Below are 23,374 nucleotides of genomic sequence, written 5' to 3'. Positions count from 1 at the left end.
CCGATGACCGATCCCACATTGCGCCGGCGCCTGACGGGCGTGTTCACCGCCTTGGTCACCCCCTTCCGCGGCGGGGCTGTCGACGTCCCCGCGCTCGAGCAGCTGATCGAGGCACAGATCGCAGCCGGCATCGCCGGGCTCGTGCCGGTCGGCACCACCGGCGAGGCCGCGACGCTGAGCGACGACGAAGCCGAGGCGGTGATCCGAACCACCGTCCAGGCCGCCGCCGGGCGCGCCTTCGTCATGGCCGGCGCCGGCTCGAACGCGACGCGGCTCGCCATCGCCAAGGCCGAACGGGCCAAAGCCGCGGGTGCGGAAGGCCTCCTGCTGGTGACGCCCTACTACAACAAGCCGTCGCAGGACGGGCTGTTCGACCATTTCTCGGCCATAGCCGACTCGGTCGAGCTGCCGATCATGCTCTACAGCGTGCCGGGACGCGCCGGCGTCGAGATCGCGCCGGCCACGGCTGCCCGGCTTGCCGCCGCGCACCCCAACATCGTCGGCATCAAGGAAGCCGGCGGCAGGGTCGAGCGCGTCACCGAACTGCGGCTGGCGCTCGGCCCGGATTTCATCATCCATTCCGGCGATGACGGCCTGACCTTGCCGTTCCTCGCCATGGGAGCCGACGGCGTCACGAGCGTGGCTTCCAACCTGTTGCCGGCGGAGGTCGTCGCGCTGTGCCGGGCCTGGTTCGCGGGTGATCCGCGCGAAGCCCGCCGCATCCACGAGTCCCTGTTCGACCTTGTCGGGCACCTCTTCATCGAGAGCAACCCGGTGCCGGTCAAGACGGCCCTGGCGCGAACCGGACGCATCGGCCCGGAGCTGCGCGCGCCGCTCGCCGCCTTGCGCCCGGAGAACCGCAAGGCTCTGGAAGCCAGCCTGCAAGCCTTCGAAGGCCGGGCCCACCTACAAGAAAACCGGTAGGAAGGCGCCCTACTCTCGCATTGTCCGCGCAAGTGCGTCGCCTAGGCTCATGCCGTCTCACCACCAGCGCAAGACCGAACGACATCGGCAAGGGAACGGAGTGGAAAGCTCATGAAATCGATCATTCGCGCCATCTGCGCAGCCAGCCTGGGATTGCTGGCGCTTCAGGCCTCGGCCCGGGCCGAGGACACCATCGAGGCCATTCGCTCGCGCGGCGTGCTCCGCATTCCCGGGATCATCAACGAGGATCCGTATTTCAACAAGGATCCGCGCTCCGGCGAATGGCGCGGCTTCGCCATCGAGATGGCCCGCGACATCGCCAAGACGCTCGGCGTCAAGCTGGAGGTGGTCGAGTCGAGTTGGCCGAATTCCATCCTCGACGTGCAGAGCGGCAAGGTGGATCTCGCGCTGGGCGTGACAGCAACGCCGCAGCGCGCGCTGTCGGTGGCGTTCTCGGCGCCGACCTATTTCAACAGCTTCATCATCGTCTCGCCCAAGCCGGAGCTCTCGAAGCTGAGCTGGGCCGAGCTCAACGATCCGAAATACACCTTCGCGGTCGATCTCGGCTCCTCGCAGGACCTGATCTCCCAGCAATACCTGCCCAAGGCCAAGATGCTGCGGTTCAAGTCCCGCGACGAGGCCATCGTGGCCGTTGTCAGTGGCAAGGCCGACGGCCTCGTCAACACCATGCTGAACGGCCTCGTGATGAGCAAGAAGGCGAGCGGCATCGGCAAGGTGATGGTGCCCTCGCCGGTGCTGTCGACCCCGTCGGTCGTGGCCATGAACTGGAAGGCCGACGAGAAGTCGCGCGCCTTCATCTCGGCCTGGGCCGAATACAACCGCCGCATCGGCAACAACCAGACCTGGATCGTGAACAGCCTGGCGCCCTTCGGCATCACGCTCGACGACATGCCCGAAGGCTTCGGCTTCGGCGGTTAAGGCAAAGGCGGCCCGCAAGGGCCGCTTTCACGAAAGGCTGGAATGACATGTACACATGGAGCTTCGCCCCGATCCTCCAGGCGAGCGACCTGTTCCTCTGGGGCGCCTGGATCACCATCGTCTACACGGTGGCCTCCATCGCCGTCGGGCTGGTCCTCGGGCTGCTCCTGTGCTTCGCGCGGCTTTCCGGCATCGGGCCGCTGAACTGGCTGGCGCAGGGCTTCCAGGAGCTGTTCCGCTGCACGCCGCTGCTCGTGCAGCTGCTGTGGATCTACTACGCCCTGCCGTTGCTGCTCGGCTTCGACCTCGCCAACTGGGCCGCCGCGCTGATCACGCTTTCGCTCTATGCCGCGGCCTTCTACGCGGAAGTCTTCCGCGGCGGCATCGTCTCGATCGACAAGGGGCAATCGGAGGCGGGCTCGGCGATCGGCATGTCGAACTGGCAGGTGATGCGCCGCATCGTGCTGCCGCAGGCGATCCGCCGGATGATGCCGGCCTTCATCAACCAGTCGGTGACCCAGTTCAAGAACACCTCGCTGATCTCGGTGATCTCGGTGGCCGAACTCACCTACATGGCCAGCATCGTCAACGGGCAGACCTACCGCCCGCTTGAATCCTACACCGTGTTGGCGGTGCTCTACTTCGCCATCCTGTTCCCGATCACGAAGTTCGCCGACATCGTCGAGAGCCGCACGCGCAACGGCCATTGAGCGAGGAGCATTCCATGACCTCCGTCCCCCCACAGTCTGCGCGCGAGACAGTTCTCGAGGCCCGCGGCATCGTCAAGCGCTTCGGTGCCATGACCGTGCTGCACGGCATCGACCTCTCCCTGACGAGCGGCGAAGTGGTCGCGATCATCGGCCCCTCGGGCTCGGGCAAGTCGACCTTCATCCGCTGCATGAACATGCTGGAGGTGCCGGACGCCGGCGAGATCAGCTTCCGCGGCCGCCGCGTCGGGCCGAAGTTCCGCGGCGCGGGCGATATGCTCGGCCTTGGTGAACTGCGCCGCCATGTCGGCATGGTGTTCCAGCACTTCAACCTGTTCCCGCACATGAACGTGCTGGAGAACGTGATCGAGGGGCCGATCACCGTACAGCGCAAGCCGCGGGGCGAGGCCGTCGACATCGCGATGGACTACATCGCCAAGGTCGGGCTGGCCGAAAAGCGCGACGCGCGGCCGGACCAGCTCTCGGGCGGCCAGAAGCAGCGCGTCGCCATCGCCCGGGCGCTCGCCATGCAGCCCGACGCGCTGCTGCTCGACGAGATCACCAGCGCGCTGGACCCTGAACTCGTCGGCGAGGTGCTCGGCGTGGTGCGCGGCCTCGCCGAGCAGGGCATGACCATGGTCCTCGTCACGCACGAAATCTCCTTCGCCGCGGACGTTTCGGACCGCGTCGTGTTCATGGAGGCCGGCCGCATCGCCGAGCAAGGCAGCCCCGAGCGCATCCTGCACAACCCCGACAACGATCGCCTCAAGACCTTCCTCGCGCGCTTCCATGGCTGAACCGCGTGAGACCGCCGGCCGGCCGTTCAGGGTCGTCATCGCCGGTGCCGGCCGGATCGGCATCGCGCTGGCGTTGCTCCTGCGCGAGACCCCGGAATTCGAGATCCTGCTGGCCGATCCGACCGAGCCCGGCTGTCGCAGGGCCGGAGCACTCGGCCTGCCGTTCCTCGAGGCCGATCCCGCCGATGCCACCGCCTTCGACCGACTTCTAACGGGGGTGGACGCCGTGGTAGCGGCCCTGCCGGCCTCGGCGACGCCCATGGTGGCGGCCGCCGCCCGGCGCAACGGCTGCCACTATCTCGACCTCGGCGACGATGGCACCGCCCTGGAGGCGGTGCGCAGCGAAGCGCGGGTTGCCTCGGGATGCTTCGTCCCGCAGTGCGGCATCTCGCCGGGGCTGGTCTCCGGGCTGGTGCTGGACCTCGCGGCGCGTTGCGAGGGCAAGCCGGATATCGCGGTGCGCATCGGCGCACTGCCGCCGACGCCGTCGGGCTGCCTCGGCTACGGGCTGATCTGGGATGTCGACGCGACCTTGCGCGAATATACCCGCGCCTCGCTTGCCTTGATCGAAGGCCAGGAGGCCGAGCTCGCGCCGCTGTCGGGTGTCAGCCCCCTGGAGATCGAGGGGCGGGACTACGAGGTCTTCGTCTCCGGCGTCATCCCGGCCACGCTGCGCCGCCGCCTCGCGGGGACGGTCGGGAACCTGGTGTCGCAGACGATCCGCTATCCAGGACATGCCGCCCAGATGGTGTTCCTGCTCGACGAGCTGAAACTGCGCGACCGCGTCTATCTGCTGCGAAATCTCTTTCTCAACGCCCTGCCGGAAATCGCCGACGACCGCCTTCTCGTCTCGATCACCGCCTTGCCCGGCAAGGGTGAGGCGGCGCATTTCCTGCGCGTGGTCGAACCTCTGGCGGTCGGCGGCACCTCGATCGGCGCGATGCGGCGAACCGCCGCCTCCCACGTGGCGGCGGTGCTCGACCTGCTGCGCCTCGGCATCATCGGCAAGCCGGGCCTGCTCGCGCAGGAGGACATTCCGCCGGCGCTCCTGCAGGATAGCCGCTTCCTCGCCTGGTTCTTCGAGCCGGCGGAACCCGCAGTCTCTCCGCCCCTGCAGGAGGTGTCGCGATGACCGGCACCGAGTTTCCTTCGACAAGTGGCGTGGTCGGCGATCTCAGCATCGGGGTGCTGATGCTCGATACGCATTTCCGCCGATTGCCCGGCGATATCGGCAACGGCCGCAGCTGGCCCTTCCCCGTGCAGTTCAGGGTGGTGCGCGGTGCCGACCCCGCGGCCATCGTCCATGGAAGACCGGAGGCATTCCTCGAGCCGTTCATCGCCGCTGCGCATGATCTCATCGGCTGCGGCGTCCGGGGCATCACCACGAGCTGCGGCTTCCTGGCCCTACTCCAGAAGGAACTGGCCGCAGCCCTGCCCGTCCCGGTGGCGACCAGCAGCCTGCTGCAAGCGCCGCTGATCGAAGCGATGCTGCCGCGAGGGCAGCAGGTCGGCATCCTGACCTTCGCGGCCGAGGCGCTGACGACGCGCCATCTCGCAGCCGTCGGCGTGCGCGCCGATACGCCGGTCGAGGGGCTGCCGCCGGAGAGCCTGTTCCGCCGGGTCTACGGCAACCAGGGCGGCGACTCCGATGTCGAGGCGCTCGAGAGCGAGGTCGTGGCGGCAGCCCGCAGACTGGTCGAGCGCCATCCCGATGTCGGCGCGATCCTCTGCGAATGCACCAATCTGCCGCCGCATTCGGCGGCGATCGCGGCTGCGACCGGGCGGCCCGTCTTCGACATCATCGGTTTCATCGAATGGTTCGCGCGCGGGCTTGCACCGCGAAGCTATCGCTGAGCAGCCCGAGGCCGGGCAGCTCCTCTGATCCCGGAGGGAGCGCCGCGGCCGACGCGACAGCTCCTGCCGTCCTCAGCAACAGCAGGACGACGGCATGATCGCGGGCGGCGCTTCATAGGCGTCACGATGACGCCACCAGATGCCCTCGCTTTCGTTGCGGCCCTTCGGTGCACGGTCGAGCCAGGGATAGACGCTCCAGATCGCATCCACACCGCGCCCATAGCTCGAATATGTGTGATAGACCGCGCCGCCCTCCATGACGAAGGCGCTCATGCCTGGACGCTCGCGCATGTAGCCGGCCGGGTCCGTGCCGCTTTGCGCTGCGAGCCCGGCCACGAAGCCGTTGCCGCTCCAGTCCATCTGCGGCTCGCGGCGGAAGTTGTAGTCGATCGCTCCCTGCCTCTCCTGCTCCTCGGTGAAGGAGGTGTTGAAGTCGAAGTTGAAGCTGCTCGTCGCTGACGAGGCCCAGGGAAAACTCCAGCCCATTCTCCGCTTGAAGGCGACGAGCTTGTCGAGAGGCGCCAGGGAGACGGCGGTCAGCGCGACGTCATGGTTGGCGAGATGGACGTGGATGCCGTCGAACCCATCCGCGATCAGCGAGCAGGAGGGGCAGCCGGCACTGAAATCCGCCCCAAACATGAAGTGATAGACCAGAAGCTGGGAACGGCCGGCGAACAGGTCCTCCAGTTTCGCGGGCCCGGCCTCGGTGACGAAGCGATAGGCCTTGTCGACCTTGACCCAAGGCAAGGCCTGGCGCTGCCGGGCGACCGCGTCGCTCTGCCTCGTCAGGGCCTTCTCCGCGGCCAGGAGATCGAGGCGGGCCTTCAGCCAGTCCTCGCGGGTGCCGGTGAGATGAGCCGTCATGATGCTTGCTCCTGTCGGTTGACTTTCGCCGCCCGCCGTTTCGCGATGCGACGTCGCCGGCAGGAGTAGGTCCGGCACGGCCTGGGGCGGGAGTGACAAGTTTGGCGGGATTCGGAGCGCCGAGATGGATTCGCTGATCACTGCGGCCGGGCGCGCCCTGGCAGCCGGAGACCCGTTCGGCGCGCTCAACCGCGTCGCGCTGCGCGAGGACGCGCCTGCCCTTGCGCTACGCGGCATCGCGATGGCGCAGCTCGGCGACCTGGCCAGGGCCAAGGCACTGCTCAAGCGGGCCGGCCGGAGCTTCGGCCTGCGCGAACCGGTCGCGCGTGCCCGCTGTATCGTCGCCGAGGCGGAAATCGCCCTGGTCTCCCGCGATCTCGGCTGGCCGCCGAAGGCGCTCGATGCGGCGCGGGCGACGCTGGAAGCGCATGGCGACCGCGTCAATGCCGCCCATGCGCGCACGCTCGCGATCCGGCGCCTGCTCCTGATCGGCCGGCTCGGCGAGGCGGAGAAGCTTCTCGCCGGCTTCACCTCCGCGCCGCTGCCACCGGCGCTTGAGGCCGCGCGTGCCCTCGCCATCGGCGGCATCGCGCTCCGGCGGCTGCAACCCGAACCAGCCCGGGCGGCCTTTGCCCGCGCAGGGGAAGCGGCCCGGCGCGCCGGCATTGCCGCCCTCGCGGCGGAGGTCGAGGCAGCCGCGCAGATCCTGGAGGCTCCGGCAGCGCAGTTCATCAGCGGGGGCATCCGGCGCTCGCTCGACCTCGCCGAGGTCGCGGCGCTCCTCGCCTCGCAGGACTTCATCATCGACTCCTGCCGCAACGTCGTGCGGCAGGCGGGCACGGCCGTCCCGCTCGCCACGCGGCCGGTCCTTTTCGCCCTGGCACGGTGCCTGGCGGAAGCCTGGCCGGAGGATGCTTCGCGCCAGACGCTGCTCACGCGCGCCTTCCGCGCCAAGGAGGCCGATGAATCGCATCGTGCCCGCCTGCGCGTGGAGATCGGGCGGCTGCGCGCCGCGTTGCAGGGCCTGGCGCGGATCGACGCGACCAGGCGAGGCTTCGTCCTGAAGCCGCACCGCGCGGACGCAGTGGTGGTCCTGGCCCAGCCGCTGGAAGAGCCGCATGCGGATGTGCTCGCCCTGCTCGCCGACGGCGAGGCTTGGTCGAGCTCTGCGCTGGCGTTGGCGCTCGACACCAGCCAGCGCAACACGCAGCGCATGCTCGAAGCGCTGGCCGCCGCCGGCCGGATCCAGTCCTTCGGCAAGGCCCGGGCGCGGCGCTGGCTGACGCCGCCGGTGCCCGGTTTCCCGACAAGCTTGTTACTCCCGGCTCCGCCGTCGGATGGCTAGACCCTGTCTCGGTCCCCACGATCATAGGAGTTCATGCAATGACCAGGACAGCGACGATCCTTCGTGAATACGGCCCCTTCCCCGGCGTGGAGGCGATACACGGTGTCGGCCACGACGGCAAAAACGTCTGGTTCGCGTCCGGCGACAGGCTGAACGCGCTCGACCCGGACAGCGGCAAGACCCTGCGCAGCCTGGATGTTCCGGCCCATGCCGGAACCGCCTTCGACGGCCGGCATCTCTACCAGATCGCCGAAGATCGCATCCAGAAGATCGACCCCGAAAACGGACGTGTGCTTTCGACGATCCCCGCACCTGCCGGCGGCGCCGATTCCGGCCTCGCCTGGGCCGAGGGCTCGCTCTGGGTCGGCCACTACCGGGAACGCCAGATTCACCAGGTCGACCCGGAGACCGGCAAGGTGCTGCGCACCCTGCAGTCCAACCGCTTCGTCACCGGCGTAACCTGGGCGGATGGCGAATTGTGGCATGCGACCTGGGAGAACGACGAGAGCGAGCTCCGGCGGATCGATCCCGCGACAGGGGAAGTGCTCGAAAGCCTGCACATGCCCGAAGGCACCTTCATCTCCGGCCTGGAAGCCGACCGCGACGGACGCTTTTATTGCGGCGGAGGCAAGAGCGGCGTGGTGCGCGCCGTGAGCCGGCGCTAGCCGGCCGAGGCGGCGGTCGACGCGCTCCGACCGCCGCGACCCCGCCCGGCGCCGACCGAACGGGCCCGATGCGTCAAAGTGTCCATTGCCAGGAACTTCGCCAGAGGATCACCTGTTGAGTGTCAGAAGCCGTCGTCGCTACGACGGACCATCGCTGGATGGCTGCCATGACCGAGAGAGAGAGCGAAGTCTTCCGCCTGTTCTCCGAGGACTATCGAAGCTATTCGCAGGAGGAGATGAGCCTGCAGGAATACCTGCTGGCCTGCCGCGAGGACAAATCGATGTATGCCTCCGCCGCGGAGCGCATGGTCGAGGCCATCGGGGCACCGAAATTGCTCGACACCAGCCATGACGAACGCCTGGGCAGGATCTTCGCCAACAGGACGATCAAGATCTATCCATCCTTCGCCGATTTCTTCGGCATGGAGGATACGATCGAGCGCATCGCCGGCTATTTCCGCTACGCCTCGCAGGGGCTGGAGGAGCGCAAGCAGATCCTCTACCTGCTCGGACCGGTCGGCGGCGGCAAGTCATCGCTCGCCGAGCAGCTCAAGAAGCTGATGGAGGAGCGGCCCTTCTACACGCTCAAGGTGGGGGACCGGATCAGCCCGGTGTTCGAGTCGCCGCTCGGCCTGTTCCGGCCCGAGCGCATGGGCGGTCTCTTCGAGGAGAAATACGGCATCGCCCGACGGCGGCTGACCGGGCTGATGTCGCCCTGGGCGACGAAGCGGCTCGACGAGATGTCGGGCGACATCTCGAAGTTCAGCGTCGTCAAGCTGAAGCCGTCGCGCCTGCGCCAGATCGGCATCGCCAAGACCGAACCGGGCGACGAGAACAATCAGGACGTCTCGACGCTCGTCGGCAAGGTCGACATCCGCCAGCTCGAGAACTTCAGCCAGTCCGACCCCGACGCCTATTCCTACAGCGGCGGCCTCAACCGAACCACGCAAGGGCTTCTCGAATTCGTCGAGATGTTCAAGGCTCCGATCAAGGTGCTCCACCCGCTGCTCACGGCGACGCAAGAGGGCAGCTACAACGGCACCGAGAATTTCGGCGCCTTCCCCTACCAGGGGATCGTGCTGGCGCATTCCAACGAGTCCGAATGGCTCCAGTTCAAGAACAACAAGAACAACGAGGCCTTCCTCGACCGGATCCTGGTGGTCAAGGTTCCCTATTGCCTGCGCGTCACCGAGGAGCGGCAGATCTACGAGAAGCTGCTGCGCGAGAGCGAGCTGGCCGACAGCCCCTGCGCACCGGAGGTGCTCGACATCCTCAGCCGCTTCTCGGTCTCGACGCGGCTGGCCGAGTTCGAGACCTCCCCGCTCTATACGAAGATGCGCGTCTATGACGGCGAAAACCTGAAGGAGCTGGAGCCGAGGGCCAAGGCGATCCAGGAATATCGCGACGCGGCCGGGGTCGACGAGGGCATGACCGGGATCAGCACGCGTTTCGCGTTCAAGATCCTGTCCCAAACCTTCAACTACGACACCCAGGAGCTGGCCGCCGACCCGGTGCATCTGATGTATATCCTCGAGGGAGCAATCAAGCGCGAGCAGTTCCCCAAGGAGACGGAGGCCGCCTATCTCGACTTCATCAAGTCGGAAATCGCGACGCGCTATGCCGAGTTCATCGGCCACGAGATCCAGAAGGCGTATCTGGAATCCTATGGCGAGTACGGCCAGAACCTGTTCGACCGCTACATCGCCTATGCCGACGCCTGGGTCGAGGACCAGGACTACAAGGATCCCGACACCGGCCAGATCCTGAACAGGCAGATTCTCGACAACGAATTGTCGCAGATCGAGAAGCCGGCCGGCATCGCCAATCCCAAGGACTTCCGCAATGAGGTGGTGAAGTTCACCTTGCGGGCCCGAGCCCGCAACAACGGCCGCAACCCGTCCTGGACCAGCTACGAGAAGCTGCGCGAAGTGATCGAGAAGCGGATGTTCGGGCAGGTCGAGGACCTGCTTCCCGTCATCAGCTTCGGCTCGAAGCAGGACAGCGTGACCGAGAAGCGGCACCACGGCTTCGTCCAGCGCATGGTCGAGCGCGGCTACACCGAGCGCCAGGTACGCCGCCTGGTGGACTGGTACATGCGCGTCAACAAGGCGGGCTGAACGCGGCCGGAGCGAGCCATGCCGATCTTCATCGATCGCCGCCTCAACCCGAAGGACAAGAGCCTGGGCAACCGCCAGCGCTTCCTGCGCCGCGTACGCGCAGAGCTGAAGCGCGCCATTCAGGAGCAGATCCGCTCCGGCCGGATCGCCGATGCCGACCGCGAGCACGCCGTCTCGCTTCCGGCCAGCGGAACGAGCGAGCCGCATTTCCGCGAGGCGAAGGACAGCGGGCGCCGTGAGCATGTGCTGCCGGGCAACCGGCATTTCATCGCGGGAGACCGGGTGCCGAAGCCGGGCGAGGCGGCTGGCACGGGGACCTCGCCCGGGATGGAGGATTCGGAGGACGATTTTCGCTTCGTGCTGTCGCGCGAGGAAGTGCTCGACCTGTTCTTCGAGGATCTCGAGCTGCCGGACATGGTCAAGCTCACCCTCAAGGAGATCCTCGCCTACAAGCCGCGGCGGGCCGGCTACTCGGTCAGCGGCTCGCCAACCAACATCAGCGTGGCTCGCACGATGCGCAACAGCCATGGCCGGCGTATCGCGCTCGGACGACCGAAACGCGAGGAGATCGAAGCGATCCTGCGGGAGCTCGCGCGCCTCGAAGCGGACGAGGGGAAGGCGCCGGACAAGGCGCTGCGGATCGGCGCGCTCCGGGCGGAGCTCGACCGCCTGGAGCGCCGGCGCCGGATCATCGCCTTCGTCGACCCGGTCGACATCCGCTTCAACCGCTTCGAAACCCTGCCGCAGCCAAACGCCAACGCCGTGATGTTCTGCCTGATGGACGTTTCCGGTTCGATGGGCGAGCGCGAGAAGGATCTGGCCAAGCGCTTCTTCGTCCTGCTGCACCTGTTCCTAAAACGGCGCTACGAGCGCACGGACCTCGTCTTCATCCGCCATACCCACACGGCGCAGGAGGTGGACGAGGAGACGTTCTTTCACAGCCCCCAGAGTGGCGGCACCGTCGTCTCGACCGCGCTCGAGGAGATGAAGCGCATCGTCGCCCGGCGCTATCCCAGCCGGGAGTGGAACATCTATGCGGCCCAGGCTTCGGACGGCGACAACCTCGCCGCGGATTCCGAACACTGCCTGAAGCTGTTGCGCAGCGACATCATGCCGCTGTGCCAGTATTTCGCCTATGTCGAGATCATCGACGAGCGCGAGAGCGAAATCTTCGGCGCGACTGACAACGGCACCTCGCTCTGGCGCGCATATCGCGAGGTCAAGCAGAGCTGGCCAAACTTCGACATGACCAGGATCGCGAAGGCGGCCGACATCTACCCGGTGTTCCGCCAGCTCTTCGCCCGGCAGCCCGCACAGCGGCGTGGCTGAAGGGAGGCCTCATGTCCAGGCACGCCCCCGCCGGCCCGCTGCTCTTCTCAGGATCCGACTGGAATTTCCAGACCTTGTCGCATGCCTACGACGTCATCGAGGCGGTGGCGAAGGAGGAACTCGGCCTCGACATCTATCCCGTCCAGATGGAGGTCATCTCCTCGGAGCAGATGCTCGACGCCTATTCCTCGATCGGCATGCCGCTGATGTATCGCCACTGGTCTTTCGGCAAGCATTTCCTCCATCAGGAACTGCTCTACCGCAAAGGCGGCCGCGGCCTCGCCTACGAGCTGGTGATCAACTCCGACCCTTGCATCGTCTATCTGATGGAAGAGAACACCATGGCGCTGCAGGCCCTGGTGACGGCGCATGCGGCGCTGGGGCACAATCACTTCTTCAAGAACAACTACCTGTTCCGGCAATGGACGGACGCGGACACGATCCTCGGCTACCTCGACTTCGCCAAGGGCTTCATCGCACGGTGCGAGGAGAGGCACGGCCTGGCGGCGGTCGAGGCGATCCTCGACGCCGCACACGCGCTGATGGAACAGGGCGTGTTCCGCTACCGCCGTCCGCCAAAACTCTCTTCGGGCCGCCAGCGCGACGAGTTGCGCGAGAGGCTGGACTACGAGGAGCGCTCCTATAACGACCTCTGGCGCACCCTGCCGCGCCCGGCCGACGGCAGCAAGGCCGACGAGATCGAACAAGCCGTCGCCGAGCGGAAGAAGGCGCTCAACCTGCCCGAGGAGAACCTGCTCTACTTTCTCGAGAAGAACAGCCTGATCCTTGAGCCCTGGCAGCGCGAGATTCTGCGGATCGTGAGGGTCATCGCACAGTATTTCTATCCGCAGCGGCAGACGCAGGTGATGAACGAGGGCTGCGCGACCTTCGTGCACTACACCGTGATGAACGCGCTGTTCGACCGCGGCCGCATCGGCGAAGGCGCGATGCTGGAGATCCTGCGCAACCATTCGAACGTCGTATTCCAGCCGGGCTTCGACGACCCGCGCTATTCCGGCATCAATCCCTATGCGCTGGGCCTCGACATGATGCTCGACATCAGGAGGATCGCGACCGAGCCGACGGCGGAGGACCGCGACTGGTTTCCGGACATGGCGGGAGCCGGCGACTGGCGCGGCATCCTGCTCGACGCCTGGGCGAACCACCGCGACGAGTCCTTCATCCGCCAGTACCTCAGCCCGGCCCTGATCCGGAAATGGCGGATGTTCCTGCTCTCGGACACGGCGAACGAAAGGTCCTACGGCGTCGCCTCGATCCATAACGAGCGCGGCTATGAGCGCATCCGCTCCGGCCTCGCGCGGCGCTACGACATCGGTGCGAGCCCTGTCGATATCCAGGTGGTGGATGTCGACCTGCTCGGCCAGAGACATCTGCGCCTGCAGCACAAGGTCAATGACGGCATCCTGCTGGAAGGCGGAAGCTGCGACGCGACGCTACGCCATATCCAGATGCTGTGGGGCTACGAGGTCAGCCTGGAGGGCGTCGACGCACGCTCGGGCGCCACGCTCTACGAACGCTCCAGCCGCGACGTCGCGTGCTAGCACTGCGTCGATGTTGCTGAAGGGTGGCGCGGTCTACGGGAATCGAACCCGTCTTCCCAGCGTGAAAGGCTGGTGTCCTAACCGATAGACGAAGACCGCATGCGCTCGGCGGCCGCAGCTGCGTCACGAAGCGGGGCGAGGTATAGTGGGGCGAATGCCGCTCCGCAAGCACCCGTTCACAAGAATCGTGAGCCGGCCCTGCGGTTGCATGCCGGCGGCGTGGCGGCGCTCAGACCGGGCGGGCGAGATCGAGGATCCGCAGCTCCGCCCGCTCGTTGCCGCCCCAGCGGTTGAGGGTCAGCGTCGCGGCAAGGTGGACGGTCTCGCCGCGCGCCGCGAGCAGCGCTTGCCCGAGCGGTTCCTGCGCCGCGCGGAAGGCGACGCCGCCGATGCTGGCGCCATCGCCACTGCGCAGCTTGACGCGGACATGGCCGCCGCTGCCGATCGGCACCGCATCCGTCAGCCGATGCGCCGGAAAGACGAAGACCGGCTCGGGACTGCCCGCGCCGAAGGGGCCGGCCTTCTCTACCTCCGCGAGAAGGCGGGGGCTCGCGCCGCCGGCACTCAACGCCGAATCGACCAGCAATGCCTCGGCCTCGCTTGCGCCGGCGACCTCGCGGGCGAGACGCGTGTTCAGGAAGGCGTGGAAGTCATTCGCCTGGCCCGGCCCGAGCGTGACGCCGGCCGCCATGGCGTGGCCGCCGCCCTTCACCGCCATGCCGGCCTCCACGGCCGCGCGCACGGCCCGGCCGAGATCCACGCCCGCGACCGAACGGCCCGAACCGGTGGCACCGCCCTCCCCGTTCAAGGCCAGCGCGAAGGCCGGGCGGCGAAAGCGCTCCTTCAGGCGCGCAGCGACCAGTCCGACGATGCCGGGATGCCAATCGGCGCTGGCGGCAAGCAGCACCGGCAGATCGTTCCCCGCGCGCTCCATCTCGTGCTCGGCCTGGGAAACGGCTTCGAGAACAGCGAGACGCTCGATCTCCTGCCGCTCCTGGTTGAGGCGGTTGAGCTCGGCAGCGATGGTGCGCGCCTCGACCTCGTCCGGGGTCAGCAGCAGACGCGCCCCGAGCGCGGCATCGCCGATCCGCCCGCCAGCGTTGATGCGCGGTCCGAGCAGGAAGCCGAGATGCCAGGGCTGCACCGGTCCATCGAGACCGGCGACGTCCATCAGCGCGGTCAGGCCCGGCCGGGTCCGCGCGCGCATCATGGCGATCCCCTGCCGGACGAAGGCACGGTTGAGGCCGCGCAGCGGCACGACGTCGGCGACCGTGGCCAGCGCGACAAGATCGAGCGCCGCGAGCAGATCCGGCTCGCCGCCGGCGCGGGCCCAGACGCCCTGCCGGCGCAGTTCGCGGCTGGTCGCAACCAGAGCCAGGAAGACGACGCCGGCCGCGCAGAGATGCCCGAGACCGGAAAGGTCGTCCTGGCGGTTGGGATTGACGAGCGCCTCGACCTGCGGAAGCCGTTCGGGTGCCTGGTGATGATCGAGCACGACGACGTCAAGGCCCAGCCGCCGCGCCTCGGCCAGCGGCTCCTCGCTGGTCGTGCCGCAATCGACGGTGACGAGCAGCGTTGCCCCCTCACCCGCGAGCATCCGGATCGCCTCGCTGTTGGGGCCGTAGCCCTCGATCAGCCGGTCCGGAATATGGATGCGGGGCCGGGCGCCGGCCTGGTGCAGGAAACCCGCGAGCAGCGCCGACGAACAGGCGCCGTCAACGTCGTAATCGCCGAAGATCGCGACGTGCTCGCCCATGGCGCCGGCCCGTGCCAGCCGCGCCGCGGCGCCCGCCATGTCCGTCAGCACGACCGGATCCGGCAGGAGATCGCGCAGCTTCGGCTCAAGGAAGCGCAAGGCCTCGGCCGGCTCGACATCACGGGCCGCCAGCAGGCGCGAGAGAATATCGGAGAGGCCCTCCTGACGGCTCAGCGCCTCGGCGCGGCCGAGGCCGGCGATATCGAGCCGGTCGCGCCAGGGGCGGCCAAGCGCCGAGCGGGTCACGCCGAGAAAGGCACGGGGCAGCGTCAGACTCATCGTGCCCCCGGCGTCGCGCATGCCGGGCGCAAGGTCAACCATGCGACGCCGCGGCGTCCCGGTTGCAGGCCGGGGTGGCACTGTTGCCAGACCACATCGGCCACGCTCTTTCGCCGCGCGCCGATTGCGAACAAAACACGAAACTGGTCGAATCTGCGTCATGCTCGCAGTTGATTCGCCTTTGCCCGCCGCCTCCTATCTCGACGGGCTCAATCCGGCGCAGCGGCGCGCCGCGACGCATGGCGTCGGCACAGCCGTTCCCTCTCCCCTGCTCGTGATCGCAGGAGCCGGTTCGGGGAAGACCAATACGCTGGCGCATCGCGTCGCCCATCTGCTGGTGACCGGCGCCGATCCGCGTCGCATCCTGCTGATGACGTTCTCGCGCCGGGCCGCGGCCGAGATGACCGCTCGCGTCGGCAGGATCGCGCGCAAGGTGCTCGGCGAGAATGGCGCGCTCCTTGCCGAGGCTCTGAGCTGGGCCGGCACGTTCCATGGCATCGGAGCACGGCTGCTGCGCGAGCAGGCGGAGGCGATCGGTCTCGACCCGTCGTTCACGATCCATGATCGCGAGGACTCGGCCGATCTGATGAACCTGCTGCGGCACGAGCTCGGCTTCTCGAAGACCGAGAGCCGCTTCCCGGCAAAGGGGACCTGCCTGGCGATCTATTCGCGCTGCGTGAACGCCGAAGCCGAAATCGAGACGGTGCTGGGCCGCGGCTACCCGTGGTGCGCCCGCTGGGCCGCCGAGCTGAAAGCGCTGTTCGCGGCCTATGTCGAAGCCAAGCAGCGGCAGAACGTGCTCGATTACGACGACCTGCTGCTCTACTGGTCCCAGATGATGGAGGATGCCCAGATGGCCGAGGAGATCGGCGGGCGCTTCGATCATGTCATGGTCGACGAGTACCAGGATACAAACCGGCTGCAGGCCTCGGTGCTGCTGGGGCTGAAGCCCGACGGACACGGCCTGACCGTGGTCGGCGACGACGCCCAGTCGATCTATTCCTTCCGCGCCGCCGCGGTGCGCAACATCCTCGATTTCCCGAAAGCCTTCTCCCCGCCAGCAGAGGTCATCACGCTCGACCAGAACTACCGTTCGTCCCAGGCGATCCTCGCGGCTGCGAACGGCGTCATCGACCTCGCCGCCGAGCGGTTCACCAAGAACCTGTGGACGGAGCGCGCCGCGGGCACGCCGCCGCGGCTGGTGAATGTCCGGGACGAGGCGGAACAGGCGCGCTTCATCGCCGGGCGGGTGCTGGAGAACCGAGAAGCGGGCGCCACGCTGAAAGAGCAGGCGGTGCTGTTTCGGGCCTCCCATCACAGCGGGCCGCTGGAGATCGAACTGACGCGCCGCAACATTCCCTTCGTCAAGTTCGGCGGCCTGAAATTCCTCGACGCGGCGCATGTCAAGGACCTCCTGGCGCTGCTGCGCTTCGTCGAGAACCCGCGCGACCGCGTCGCCGGATTCCGCCTGCTGCTGCTGCTGCCCGGCATCGGTCCCGCGAGCGCCCAGCGGTTGCTGGACCATGCCGCGGCAGCCAGCGATCCGCTCGCGGCGCTGGCTTCCGCGCAGCCCCCGCAGCGGGCCGAGGCGGACTGGGGCAACTTTCTCGCCGCGGTCCAGACGCTCGCCTCGGGCCGGACGGCTTGGCCGGCAGAGATCGAGCAGGCGCGGCTCTGGTATGCAACGCATCTGGAACGCCGGCACGACGATGCGGACAGCCGGCTGGCGGATCTCGTCCAGCTCGAACAGATCGCGGCAGGCTACCCGTCGCGGGAGCGCTTCCTGACGGAGCTGACGCTCGATCCGCCGAATGCGACCAGCGACCGCGCCGGCCCGCCCCATCGCGACGAGGATTATCTCGCTCTCTCTACCATCCATTCGGCCAAGGGGCAGGAATGGTCGTCGGTCTTCGTAATGAACGTGGTCGACGGCTGCATCCCCGCCGACCTCGGCGTCGGGACCCCCGACGAGATCGAGGAGGAACGGCGCCTGCTCTATGTCGCGATGACGAGGGCCAAGGACCGGCTCGATCTGGTCGTGCCGCAACGCTTCTTCGTCCATGGTCAATCGCGCGGCGGCGACCGGCATGTCTATGCGGCGCGCAGCCGCTTCATTCCGACCTCGCTGCTCGACCGGTTCGAGCAGACGTCCTGGCCAAGAGCCGATGCGCAACCGGCCCGTCAGCCGAGCGCCGGCCCGCGACTCGACCTGCAGGCGCGGATGCGCGGCATGTGGCGCTGACACAACGGCCCCAAGGAGCACGGCCGGGACGAACCCGGCCGCTTTCCGATCCAGGCAGCCGCGGCTGCCCGCTCAGTCGAGCTGGAACTTCGAGAATTCGCGGTGCTCGCCATAAATGCGGCGGACCGTGCCGGTGATCGAGCGATAGACGATGGTCTCGGTCTCGATGACGTCCTTGCCGAACTTCACGCCCGAGAGCAGGCCGCCATCGGTGACGCCGGTGGCGCAGACGATGACATCGCCCGAGGCCATTTCCGACATGTCGTATTTCTTGTTGGGATCGGTGACGCCCATGCCGTAGGCGCGCTTGCGCTTCTCCTCGGTGTCGAGGATGAGCCGGCCCTGCATCTGGCCGCCGACGCAACGCAGCGCCGCTGCCGCGAGCACGCCTTCCGGGGCGCCGCCGATGCCGAGATAAAGGTCGATGCCGGTCTTTTCCGGCTGGGTGCAGAAGATGACGCCGGCGACGTCGCCGTCGGTGATGAGGCGGATCGAGCACCCGGTCTTGCGGACCTCCTCGATCAGCTTGGCATGGCGCGGGCGGTCCATGATCAGCGTCGAGATCTCGCTCGGCTTCACGCCCTTGGCCTTGGCGAGCGCGGCGATGTTGTCGGCCGGCGAAGCGTCGAGATCGATCACGCCCTGGGGATAGCCGGGGCCGATCGCGATCTTGTCCATGTAGACGTCGGGAGCATAGAGCAGGCTGCCAGCGCCGGCCATCGCCATCACCGCGATCGAGCCGGGCATGTCCTTGGCGCAGAGGGTCGTGCCTTCGAGCGGATCGACGGCGATATGGACCTTCGGGCCCTGCTTGTTGCCGACCTTCTCGCCGATGAAGAGCATCGGCGCCTCGTCGCGCTCGCCTTCGCCGATGACGATCTCGCCATCGATCGGCAGGCGGTTCAGTTCGCGGCGCATGGCGTCGACCGCAGCCTGGTCGGCCGCCTTCTCATTGCCGTGGCCGCGCAGGCGGGCGGCAGAGACGGCGGCACGCTCGGTGACGCGCACGAGTTCCATCGAGAGATAGCGCTCGATGATCTGGTCGGGCGAAATGCGAAGATCGACGGACATGGAAATCAGGTCCCCTTGAAAACGGACATCGGAAAGAAGGTTTTAAACCTGCTCTCGTTCAATCCTGATGACTTGCGGCGGTTCCGCGACATGGCCGTCGGCGGAGACCTTTTCGAGCGCGGCACGGATGGCGGCCTCGCTGGTGGCGTAGGTGATCAGCACCACCGGAACCGGAGCGCCGGAGCGCCCGCCGGGATCGCGGGTCACCGCTTCCGGCGAACGGCGCTGGACGATGCTCTCGAGCGAGATGTCGGCCTCGGCCATGCGCGTCGCGATCGACGCGGCAGCGCCGGGACGATCGGCGACGGCGAGGCGAACGTAATAGCCGCCCTCATGGCGCTGCATCGGCGCGCGCGTCGCCTTCTCCAGCCGTGCGATCGGCAGGCCGAAGGGCAGGCCCGCCGTGCCGCGCGCGACATCCGCGATGTCGGCGACGACAGCCGATGCCGTCGGGTCGCCGCCGGCACCGGGGCCGACCAGCGTGATTTCGCGCACGGCATCGGCATCGATGCTGACGGCATTGAGCACGCCCATCACCTGCGCGATGGCGGAGGATTTCGGCACCATGGTCGGATGCACGCGCTGCTCGATGCCGGTCTTGGTGCGCTCGGCGACGCCGAGCAGCTTGATGCGGTAGCCGAGCTCGTCGGCCATCCGCAGGTCGAGCGGCGTGATCGCGGAAATGCCTTCCACATGAATCGCTTCGGCATCGATCTTCGTACCGAAGGAAAGGCTGGTTAGGATCGCCAGCTTGTGGGCCGTGTCGAAGCCTTCGACATCGAAAGTCGGGTTGGCTTCGGCGTAGCCGAGGCGCTGGGCATCCTTCAGGCAGGCTTCGAAGGTCAGCCCCTCCTGCTCCATGCGCGAGAGGATGTAGTTGCAGGTGCCGTTGAGGATGCCGGAGATGCGGCTGACATTGTTTCCCGCCAGGGCCTCGCGCAGCGTCTTCACCACCGGGATGCCGCCGGCCGAGGAAGCCTCGAAGGCGAGCGCGGCGTTGCGGCTCTCGGCCAGTTCCGCCAGCGCGACGCCATGGGCCGCCAGCAGGGCCTTGTTGGCCGTGACGACCGGCTTGCCGGCAAAGAGCGCGGCTTCGACCGCCGCCTTGGCCGGCCCGTCCGAGCCGCCCATGAGTTCGACCAGGCAGTCGATCTCGTCGGATTTCGCCAACGCCACCGGATCGTCGAACCAGGCGAGGCCGCCGAGATCGACGCCACGGTCGCGCCTGCGGTCGCGCGCCGATACCGCCGTGACTCGGATCGTGCGTCCGCAACGCGCCGCAAGCGCGTTCTCCTGCCGCCGCAGGATCCGCAGCACCGAGGCACCCACCGTGCCGAGTCCGGCTATGCCGATACGCAGGGGCTGGGGGTGAGTGGAAAGCATCGCGCTGGTCATGGGCGCGGGGTCGCATGAGGCGCGATGCGTGTCAACGGAGACCGGTGCCGCTAGGGCCGTGAATTCGCGCCGGCCCTGCTAGCGCTGAGCCGAAACGACGAACGCGGACAAGGCGCCCTCGATTGGCCCGATGCCGAAGCGGCGCTCCACTGCCTTGGTCACGGCCGCGGTGGCGGCGGCGAGGCCCGGCGTTCCGCGCGCCTCGATCTCGCCGCGCATCGGCGTGCCCTGGCAGAGGCCCGTCGCGACGTCTGCGGCGGAATCGGCGCGGGAACGCTTCTCGACGCGCTCGATCGCCGGCCGCGCAAAGCCGCCGGCCATGATGTCGAGCTCGATCGTGCCGAGATCGTGGTAGCCATGGGGCGTGCGGGCGAGGAAACGCGGCGGATCGACCGGGAAGAGTTCGGCCAGCGTCTCCAGCATGACTGCGGTGAAATCGTTCGCCGCGACCGTATCCCAGACATTGAACAGGAAGCGCCCGCCGGGCCTCAGGACGCGACGCGCCTCGGCATAGCCCTTCGGCTTGTCGGGAAAGAACATCGCCCCGAACTGGCAGGCGACGAGGTCGAAGCTCTCATCGGCAAAAGGCAGGTCGAGCGCGTCCGCCTGGCGGCAGGCGATCCTGTCATCGTCCGAGAAGCGCTCGGCCGCGAGGTCGAGCATCGCGGGGTTGAGGTCGGTCGCGACGATGCTCGCCGCATCCAGGCGCTGGGCCATGGCCTGCGTCAACGCCCCCGTCCCGCACGCGATCTCCAGAATACGCTGCGGCCGGGCCGCAGCGACGCGAACCGCCAGATCCTCGGCATAAGGCTGGAAGATCAGAGGAACGAGCAGCCGGTCATAAATCTGCGGAACGGGACCGGCGAAGACCTTGTCCGTCGCTTCCATGGCAGCACCCGTCGAAGCCCCTCGTACAGGCTACTCCAAACGCTGACCGAGCGGTACCGAATCCCCTCAGCCGAAATGGCAGATCACCTCGGCGGCGACACGCTTCACCTTGCCCTCCTCGAAGGACAGGTAGACCCGCAGCAGATTGCTGACGAAGGCGGTCGTCTTGATCGTATGCATCGCCTCCAGCGTCTGGCCTTCCGAGACGGTGCTGTTCTCGACATCCGGCTTCCAGAACCATGGTCTCGGCGGATCGATGGTCGCGCCGGCGAGAATGCGCTCAGCCTCCGCCCGTTCCATGCCGAGCGGGATCAGCCGCGAGACGACATCCGTCACGTCGCGCGCGCATTCGCGCGCATTGCCCGAGGACGACAGCACGTCCTGCACAAGCGCGGAGCGGGTCTCCGGGATGCGCCCCTTCGAGTAGTCATAGGTCGCCACGAGGCAGACCACCGCGAAGACCGCGAAGCCGATGCCGATGAGGCGGCCTTTTCGTTGCATGGAAGCTGACCCCGGACACGGTGCGGAATCCGTTCATCCGCACCGTCCCGGTTCCCATGTTTTTCGCGGCGGGTCCAGAGCCAAGGGCTCGGCAACCGCAGGCCGCCAGGCCGGACAACCGGCGGAGGCGCATCGATACCGGCTCCCTGTTCCGCGAAAGGACCGCGCCCTACCCCGCCTTCGGCATCTGGATGACATTGTGCAGCGTCGCATCGGCGCCCTTGAGGAAGCGGCCGATATTGCGCGCGGCCTGGCGGATGCGCTGCTCATTCTCGACGATGGCGATGCGGACGAAGTCGTCGCCGTGCTCGCCGAAGCCGATGCCCGGCGCGACCGCGACCTCCGCCTTCTCGATCAGGAGCTTCGAGAACTCCAGCGAGCCGAGATGGCGGAACTTCTCCGGAATCGGCACCCAGGCGAACATCGAGGCCTCGGGCGCCGGAAACTCCCAGCCGGCCTTGCCGAAGCTCTCGACCAGCGCATCGCGGCGCTTGCGGTAGGTCTCGCGCATCTCGCGGATGCAATCCTCGGGACCGTTGAGCGCGGCCGCCGCCGCGACCTGGATCGGCGTATAGGCCCCGTAGTCGAGATAGGATTTCACCCGCGCCAGCGCGGCGAGCAGGCGCTCGTTGCCGACGGCGAAGCCCATGCGCCAGCCGGCCATGGAAAAGGTCTTCGACATGGAGGTGAACTCGACCGCGACGTCGATCGCGCCGGGCACCTGCAGCATCGAGGGCGGTGGATTCCTCTCGTCGAAATACACCTCGGCATAGGCGAGGTCCGAGAGCAGGATCAATTCATGCTTCTTCGCGAAGGCGACGAGATCCCGGTAGAAGTCGAGGCTCGCGACATAGGCGGTCGGGTTCGCAGGGTAGCAGGTGACGAGCGCGATCGGCTTCGGCACCGAATGCATCACCGCCCTCTCGAGCGCCGGAAACATTGCCGGAGTGGGCTCCGCCGGGACGGAGCGGATCACGCCGCCCGCCATCAGGAAGCCGAAGGCGTGGATCGGATAGCTCGGATTCGGCACCAGAACGACATCGCCGGGGCCGGTGATGGCCTGCGCCATATTGGCGAAGCCCTCCTTCGAGCCCAGGGTCGCGACGACCTGGGTCTCGGGGTTCAGCTTCACGCCGAAGCGGCGCTCGTAATAATTCGCCTGGGCGCGGCGCAGGCCGCCGATGCCCTTGGAGGCGGAATAGCGGTCCGTGCGCGGCTTGCCGGCGGTCTCGACCAGCTTCTCGATGACATGCTTGGGCGCCGGTAGATCCGGATTGCCCATGCCGAGGTCGATGATGTCCACGCCCTTGGCGCGCTCGGCGGCCTTGATCTTGTTGACCTGTTCGAAAACGTAGGGCGGCAGGCGCTTGATACGGTGAAAATCGGTCATCTCGAACAGGTCCCTGGCCGCCGAACGGGCGGCATGACTGGCGCATTCACATCCTTGCGCCGAAGGTGCTTAGCACCGCATCTTTGTTCAGGACAGGGCTAAAAACGCAAGAAATTGCGACATGCTGTTTATGAGGAACAGTGGCCGCCGAACGGTCCCGCTTGATCAGCGAGGTGTTTTTCAGTTTGCGGGCGGAATCTGCGCCGGCTTGGGCGGCGTGGTCGCGGCGCCCAGCGCCTTGGCCGTGTTGCCCGCAGCCTCGTTGGTCTTCTGCTTGGCCTCCAGCCGGGCCTCGATGCCCTTGAAGTCCGCACGCGGCTTGCAGGCCTCGCCCGGATCGGCGATGGGCTTGGGGGTCGCGAAATGGGCGGAGGTTCCGCTCGGCGTATAGGCCGGCGGAGGCGTCGGGCCTGGGCAGAGCTGTGCGACGGGAATCGTCGACCCGACCGGGATGAACGCCATGTCGTCCGGGCGGGTCGCACGGACGAAGGCTTTCGACTCCTGGGGCGTCGTCGCCATGCCGATCGCTTCGGCCGGGCCCTTCACCAGCCCGTCATCTCCGGCGCAGCCAGCCAGCGCGGCGCCAGCCCAAAGCAGCGTCGACAGGAGAAGCAGCTTCTTCGCGGGGAATTCGGTCGGCATGAGGGCTTCCGGCAGTTCGACGAATTTGCTTGGTAAAGCACAGCGGGTGCGTCCTTAATAGGACCAAAATGGGGAGCGATGCGCTAGCCTCGATCGACAAGGGGGAT

20 protein-coding genes and 1 tRNA gene are annotated in these 23,374 nt (G+C 67.4%); 12 read left to right on the top strand and 9 right to left on the bottom strand.

From position 1 onward, the window contains the following. Positions 1–3: 3 nt before the first annotated feature. The 6 genes from dapA (at position 4) to BGO20_RS11675 (ending at position 5,221) form a co-directional block, all read left to right on the top strand. On the top strand, positions 4–924 hold the full coding sequence (dapA, locus tag BGO20_RS11700; RefSeq protein ID WP_291663849.1) for a 4-hydroxy-tetrahydrodipicolinate synthase: 921 nt from the start codon (positions 4–6) through the stop codon (positions 922–924). A 111-nt stretch (positions 925–1,035) separates the two neighbouring features. After that, complete coding sequence (locus BGO20_RS11695) at positions 1,036–1,863, top strand: transporter substrate-binding domain-containing protein (RefSeq protein ID WP_291663850.1); 828 nt, start codon at positions 1,036–1,038, stop codon at positions 1,861–1,863. 47 nt (positions 1,864–1,910) lie between these two features. Next, the gene (locus tag BGO20_RS11690) at positions 1,911–2,573 is read left to right on the top strand and encodes an amino acid ABC transporter permease (RefSeq protein ID WP_291663851.1); all 663 of its coding nucleotides are present in this window, start codon (positions 1,911–1,913) and stop codon (positions 2,571–2,573) included. A 14-nt stretch (positions 2,574–2,587) separates the two neighbouring features. Continuing rightward, positions 2,588–3,367 (top strand): amino acid ABC transporter ATP-binding protein, encoded by a 780-nt coding sequence (locus BGO20_RS11685; RefSeq protein WP_291663852.1) that lies wholly within the window; start codon positions 2,588–2,590, stop codon positions 3,365–3,367. Next, on the top strand, positions 3,360–4,499 hold the full coding sequence (locus BGO20_RS11680; RefSeq protein WP_291663853.1) for a saccharopine dehydrogenase family protein: 1,140 nt from the start codon (positions 3,360–3,362) through the stop codon (positions 4,497–4,499). Before BGO20_RS11685 ends, BGO20_RS11680 begins: the two co-directional genes overlap by 8 nt. Next, positions 4,496–5,221 (top strand): aspartate/glutamate racemase family protein, encoded by a 726-nt coding sequence (locus tag BGO20_RS11675; RefSeq protein WP_291663854.1) that lies wholly within the window; start codon positions 4,496–4,498, stop codon positions 5,219–5,221. Before BGO20_RS11680 ends, BGO20_RS11675 begins: the two co-directional genes overlap by 4 nt. Positions 5,222–5,293: 72 nt before the next feature. Here BGO20_RS11675 and BGO20_RS11670 read toward each other — a convergent pair whose 3' ends face one another. After that, the gene (locus BGO20_RS11670) at positions 5,294–6,085 is read right to left on the bottom strand and encodes a DUF899 domain-containing protein (RefSeq protein WP_291663855.1); all 792 of its coding nucleotides are present in this window, start codon (positions 6,083–6,085) and stop codon (positions 5,294–5,296) included. 124 nt (positions 6,086–6,209) lie between these two features. Here BGO20_RS11670 and BGO20_RS11665 point away from each other — a divergent pair, with 124 nt between their 5' ends. The 5 genes from BGO20_RS11665 to BGO20_RS11645 all read left to right on the top strand — a co-directional run bounded on the left by BGO20_RS11665 (position 6,210) and on the right by BGO20_RS11645 (position 13,103). After that, the gene (locus BGO20_RS11665) at positions 6,210–7,430 is read left to right on the top strand and encodes a helix-turn-helix domain-containing protein (RefSeq protein ID WP_291663856.1); all 1,221 of its coding nucleotides are present in this window, start codon (positions 6,210–6,212) and stop codon (positions 7,428–7,430) included. Between the two features lie 38 nt (positions 7,431–7,468). Then, positions 7,469–8,095, top strand: coding sequence for a Vgb family protein (locus BGO20_RS11660; protein ID WP_291663857.1), 627 nt, complete (start codon positions 7,469–7,471; stop codon positions 8,093–8,095). Positions 8,096–8,262: 167 nt separating this feature from the next. Next, positions 8,263–10,212, top strand: a complete 1,950-nt coding sequence (locus BGO20_RS11655; RefSeq protein ID WP_291663858.1) for a PrkA family serine protein kinase — start codon at positions 8,263–8,265, stop codon at positions 10,210–10,212. Between the two features lie 18 nt (positions 10,213–10,230). After that, a complete protein-coding gene (locus BGO20_RS11650; protein WP_291663859.1) occupies positions 10,231–11,541 on the top strand; it encodes a YeaH/YhbH family protein in 1,311 nt (436 codons plus the stop codon). An 11-nt stretch (positions 11,542–11,552) separates the two neighbouring features. After that, positions 11,553–13,103 carry a SpoVR family protein gene (locus tag BGO20_RS11645; protein WP_291663860.1) on the top strand — a complete coding sequence of 517 codons (1,551 nt, stop codon included), beginning with the start codon at positions 11,553–11,555 and terminating at the stop codon, positions 13,101–13,103. A 24-nt stretch (positions 13,104–13,127) separates the two neighbouring features. Here the strand turns inward: BGO20_RS11645 and BGO20_RS11640 are convergent. Both BGO20_RS11640 and recJ read right to left on the bottom strand, forming a co-directional pair. Beyond that, a tRNA-Glu gene (locus tag BGO20_RS11640) sits at positions 13,128–13,202 on the bottom strand. A gap of 130 nt (positions 13,203–13,332) precedes the next feature. Then, positions 13,333–15,180, bottom strand: a complete 1,848-nt coding sequence (recJ, locus tag BGO20_RS11635; protein WP_291663861.1) for a single-stranded-DNA-specific exonuclease RecJ — start codon at positions 15,178–15,180, stop codon at positions 13,333–13,335. Between the two features lie 118 nt (positions 15,181–15,298). On the opposite strand from recJ, the gene BGO20_RS11630 reads away from it, so the two are divergent. After that, a complete protein-coding gene (locus tag BGO20_RS11630) occupies positions 15,299–17,380 on the top strand; it encodes an ATP-dependent helicase (protein ID WP_291663862.1) in 2,082 nt (693 codons plus the stop codon). A gap of 72 nt (positions 17,381–17,452) precedes the next feature. On the opposite strand, the gene glpX is transcribed toward BGO20_RS11630, so the two are convergent. From glpX to BGO20_RS11600, 6 genes are all read right to left on the bottom strand, one after another. After that, positions 17,453–18,451: a class II fructose-bisphosphatase gene (glpX, locus tag BGO20_RS11625; protein ID WP_291663863.1), complete on the bottom strand. Its 999-nt coding sequence runs from the start codon at positions 18,449–18,451 to the stop codon at positions 17,453–17,455. A gap of 42 nt (positions 18,452–18,493) precedes the next feature. Then, a complete protein-coding gene (locus BGO20_RS11620) occupies positions 18,494–19,846 on the bottom strand; it encodes a homoserine dehydrogenase (RefSeq protein WP_291663864.1) in 1,353 nt (450 codons plus the stop codon). Between the two features lie 78 nt (positions 19,847–19,924). Next, positions 19,925–20,734, bottom strand: coding sequence for a class I SAM-dependent methyltransferase (locus tag BGO20_RS11615; RefSeq protein WP_291663865.1), 810 nt, complete (start codon positions 20,732–20,734; stop codon positions 19,925–19,927). A 66-nt stretch (positions 20,735–20,800) separates the two neighbouring features. Next, complete coding sequence (locus BGO20_RS11610) at positions 20,801–21,235, bottom strand: hypothetical protein (protein WP_291663866.1); 435 nt, start codon at positions 21,233–21,235, stop codon at positions 20,801–20,803. A gap of 169 nt (positions 21,236–21,404) precedes the next feature. Then, positions 21,405–22,625, bottom strand: coding sequence for an LL-diaminopimelate aminotransferase (locus BGO20_RS11605; RefSeq protein ID WP_291663867.1), 1,221 nt, complete (start codon positions 22,623–22,625; stop codon positions 21,405–21,407). Between the two features lie 180 nt (positions 22,626–22,805). After that, the gene (locus tag BGO20_RS11600; RefSeq protein WP_291663868.1) at positions 22,806–23,267 is read right to left on the bottom strand and encodes a hypothetical protein; all 462 of its coding nucleotides are present in this window, start codon (positions 23,265–23,267) and stop codon (positions 22,806–22,808) included. Positions 23,268–23,374: the final 107 nt, after the last annotated feature.

It is taken from the genome of Allobosea sp. 67-29 (genome assembly GCF_001898115.1).
Taxonomy (GTDB): Bacteria; Pseudomonadota; Alphaproteobacteria; order Rhizobiales; family Beijerinckiaceae; genus Allobosea.
The sequence above is the reverse complement of the archived record's forward strand: the minus strand, read 5'-3'. Positions and strand labels throughout refer to the sequence as shown.

What these genes read in the sequence shown, in the direction of transcription:
- dapA (WP_291663849.1), top strand. Translation starts at nt 4, where the DNA reads ATGACCGATCCCACATTGCGCCGGCGCCTGACGGGCGTGTTCACCGCC.
- BGO20_RS11695 (WP_291663850.1), top strand. Translation starts at nt 1,036, where the DNA reads ATGAAATCGATCATTCGCGCCATCTGCGCAGCCAGCCTGGGATTGCTG.
- BGO20_RS11690 (WP_291663851.1), top strand. Translation starts at nt 1,911, where the DNA reads ATGTACACATGGAGCTTCGCCCCGATCCTCCAGGCGAGCGACCTGTTC.
- BGO20_RS11685 (WP_291663852.1), top strand. Translation starts at nt 2,588, where the DNA reads ATGACCTCCGTCCCCCCACAGTCTGCGCGCGAGACAGTTCTCGAGGCC.
- BGO20_RS11680 (WP_291663853.1), top strand. Translation starts at nt 3,360, where the DNA reads ATGGCTGAACCGCGTGAGACCGCCGGCCGGCCGTTCAGGGTCGTCATC.
- BGO20_RS11675 (WP_291663854.1), top strand. Translation starts at nt 4,496, where the DNA reads ATGACCGGCACCGAGTTTCCTTCGACAAGTGGCGTGGTCGGCGATCTC.
- BGO20_RS11670 (WP_291663855.1), bottom strand. Translation starts at nt 6,085, where the DNA reads ATGACGGCTCATCTCACCGGCACCCGCGAGGACTGGCTGAAGGCCCGC.
- BGO20_RS11665 (WP_291663856.1), top strand. Translation starts at nt 6,210, where the DNA reads ATGGATTCGCTGATCACTGCGGCCGGGCGCGCCCTGGCAGCCGGAGAC.
- BGO20_RS11660 (WP_291663857.1), top strand. Translation starts at nt 7,469, where the DNA reads ATGACCAGGACAGCGACGATCCTTCGTGAATACGGCCCCTTCCCCGGC.
- BGO20_RS11655 (WP_291663858.1), top strand. Translation starts at nt 8,263, where the DNA reads ATGACCGAGAGAGAGAGCGAAGTCTTCCGCCTGTTCTCCGAGGACTAT.
- BGO20_RS11650 (WP_291663859.1), top strand. Translation starts at nt 10,231, where the DNA reads ATGCCGATCTTCATCGATCGCCGCCTCAACCCGAAGGACAAGAGCCTG.
- BGO20_RS11645 (WP_291663860.1), top strand. Translation starts at nt 11,553, where the DNA reads ATGTCCAGGCACGCCCCCGCCGGCCCGCTGCTCTTCTCAGGATCCGAC.
- recJ (WP_291663861.1), bottom strand. Translation starts at nt 15,180, where the DNA reads ATGGTTGACCTTGCGCCCGGCATGCGCGACGCCGGGGGCACGATGAGT.
- BGO20_RS11630 (WP_291663862.1), top strand. Translation starts at nt 15,299, where the DNA reads ATGCTCGCAGTTGATTCGCCTTTGCCCGCCGCCTCCTATCTCGACGGG.
- glpX (WP_291663863.1), bottom strand. Translation starts at nt 18,451, where the DNA reads ATGTCCGTCGATCTTCGCATTTCGCCCGACCAGATCATCGAGCGCTAT.
- BGO20_RS11620 (WP_291663864.1), bottom strand. Translation starts at nt 19,846, where the DNA reads ATGACCAGCGCGATGCTTTCCACTCACCCCCAGCCCCTGCGTATCGGC.
- BGO20_RS11615 (WP_291663865.1), bottom strand. Translation starts at nt 20,734, where the DNA reads ATGGAAGCGACGGACAAGGTCTTCGCCGGTCCCGTTCCGCAGATTTAT.
- BGO20_RS11610 (WP_291663866.1), bottom strand. Translation starts at nt 21,235, where the DNA reads ATGCAACGAAAAGGCCGCCTCATCGGCATCGGCTTCGCGGTCTTCGCG.
- BGO20_RS11605 (WP_291663867.1), bottom strand. Translation starts at nt 22,625, where the DNA reads ATGACCGATTTTCACCGTATCAAGCGCCTGCCGCCCTACGTTTTCGAA.
- BGO20_RS11600 (WP_291663868.1), bottom strand. Translation starts at nt 23,267, where the DNA reads ATGCCGACCGAATTCCCCGCGAAGAAGCTGCTTCTCCTGTCGACGCTG.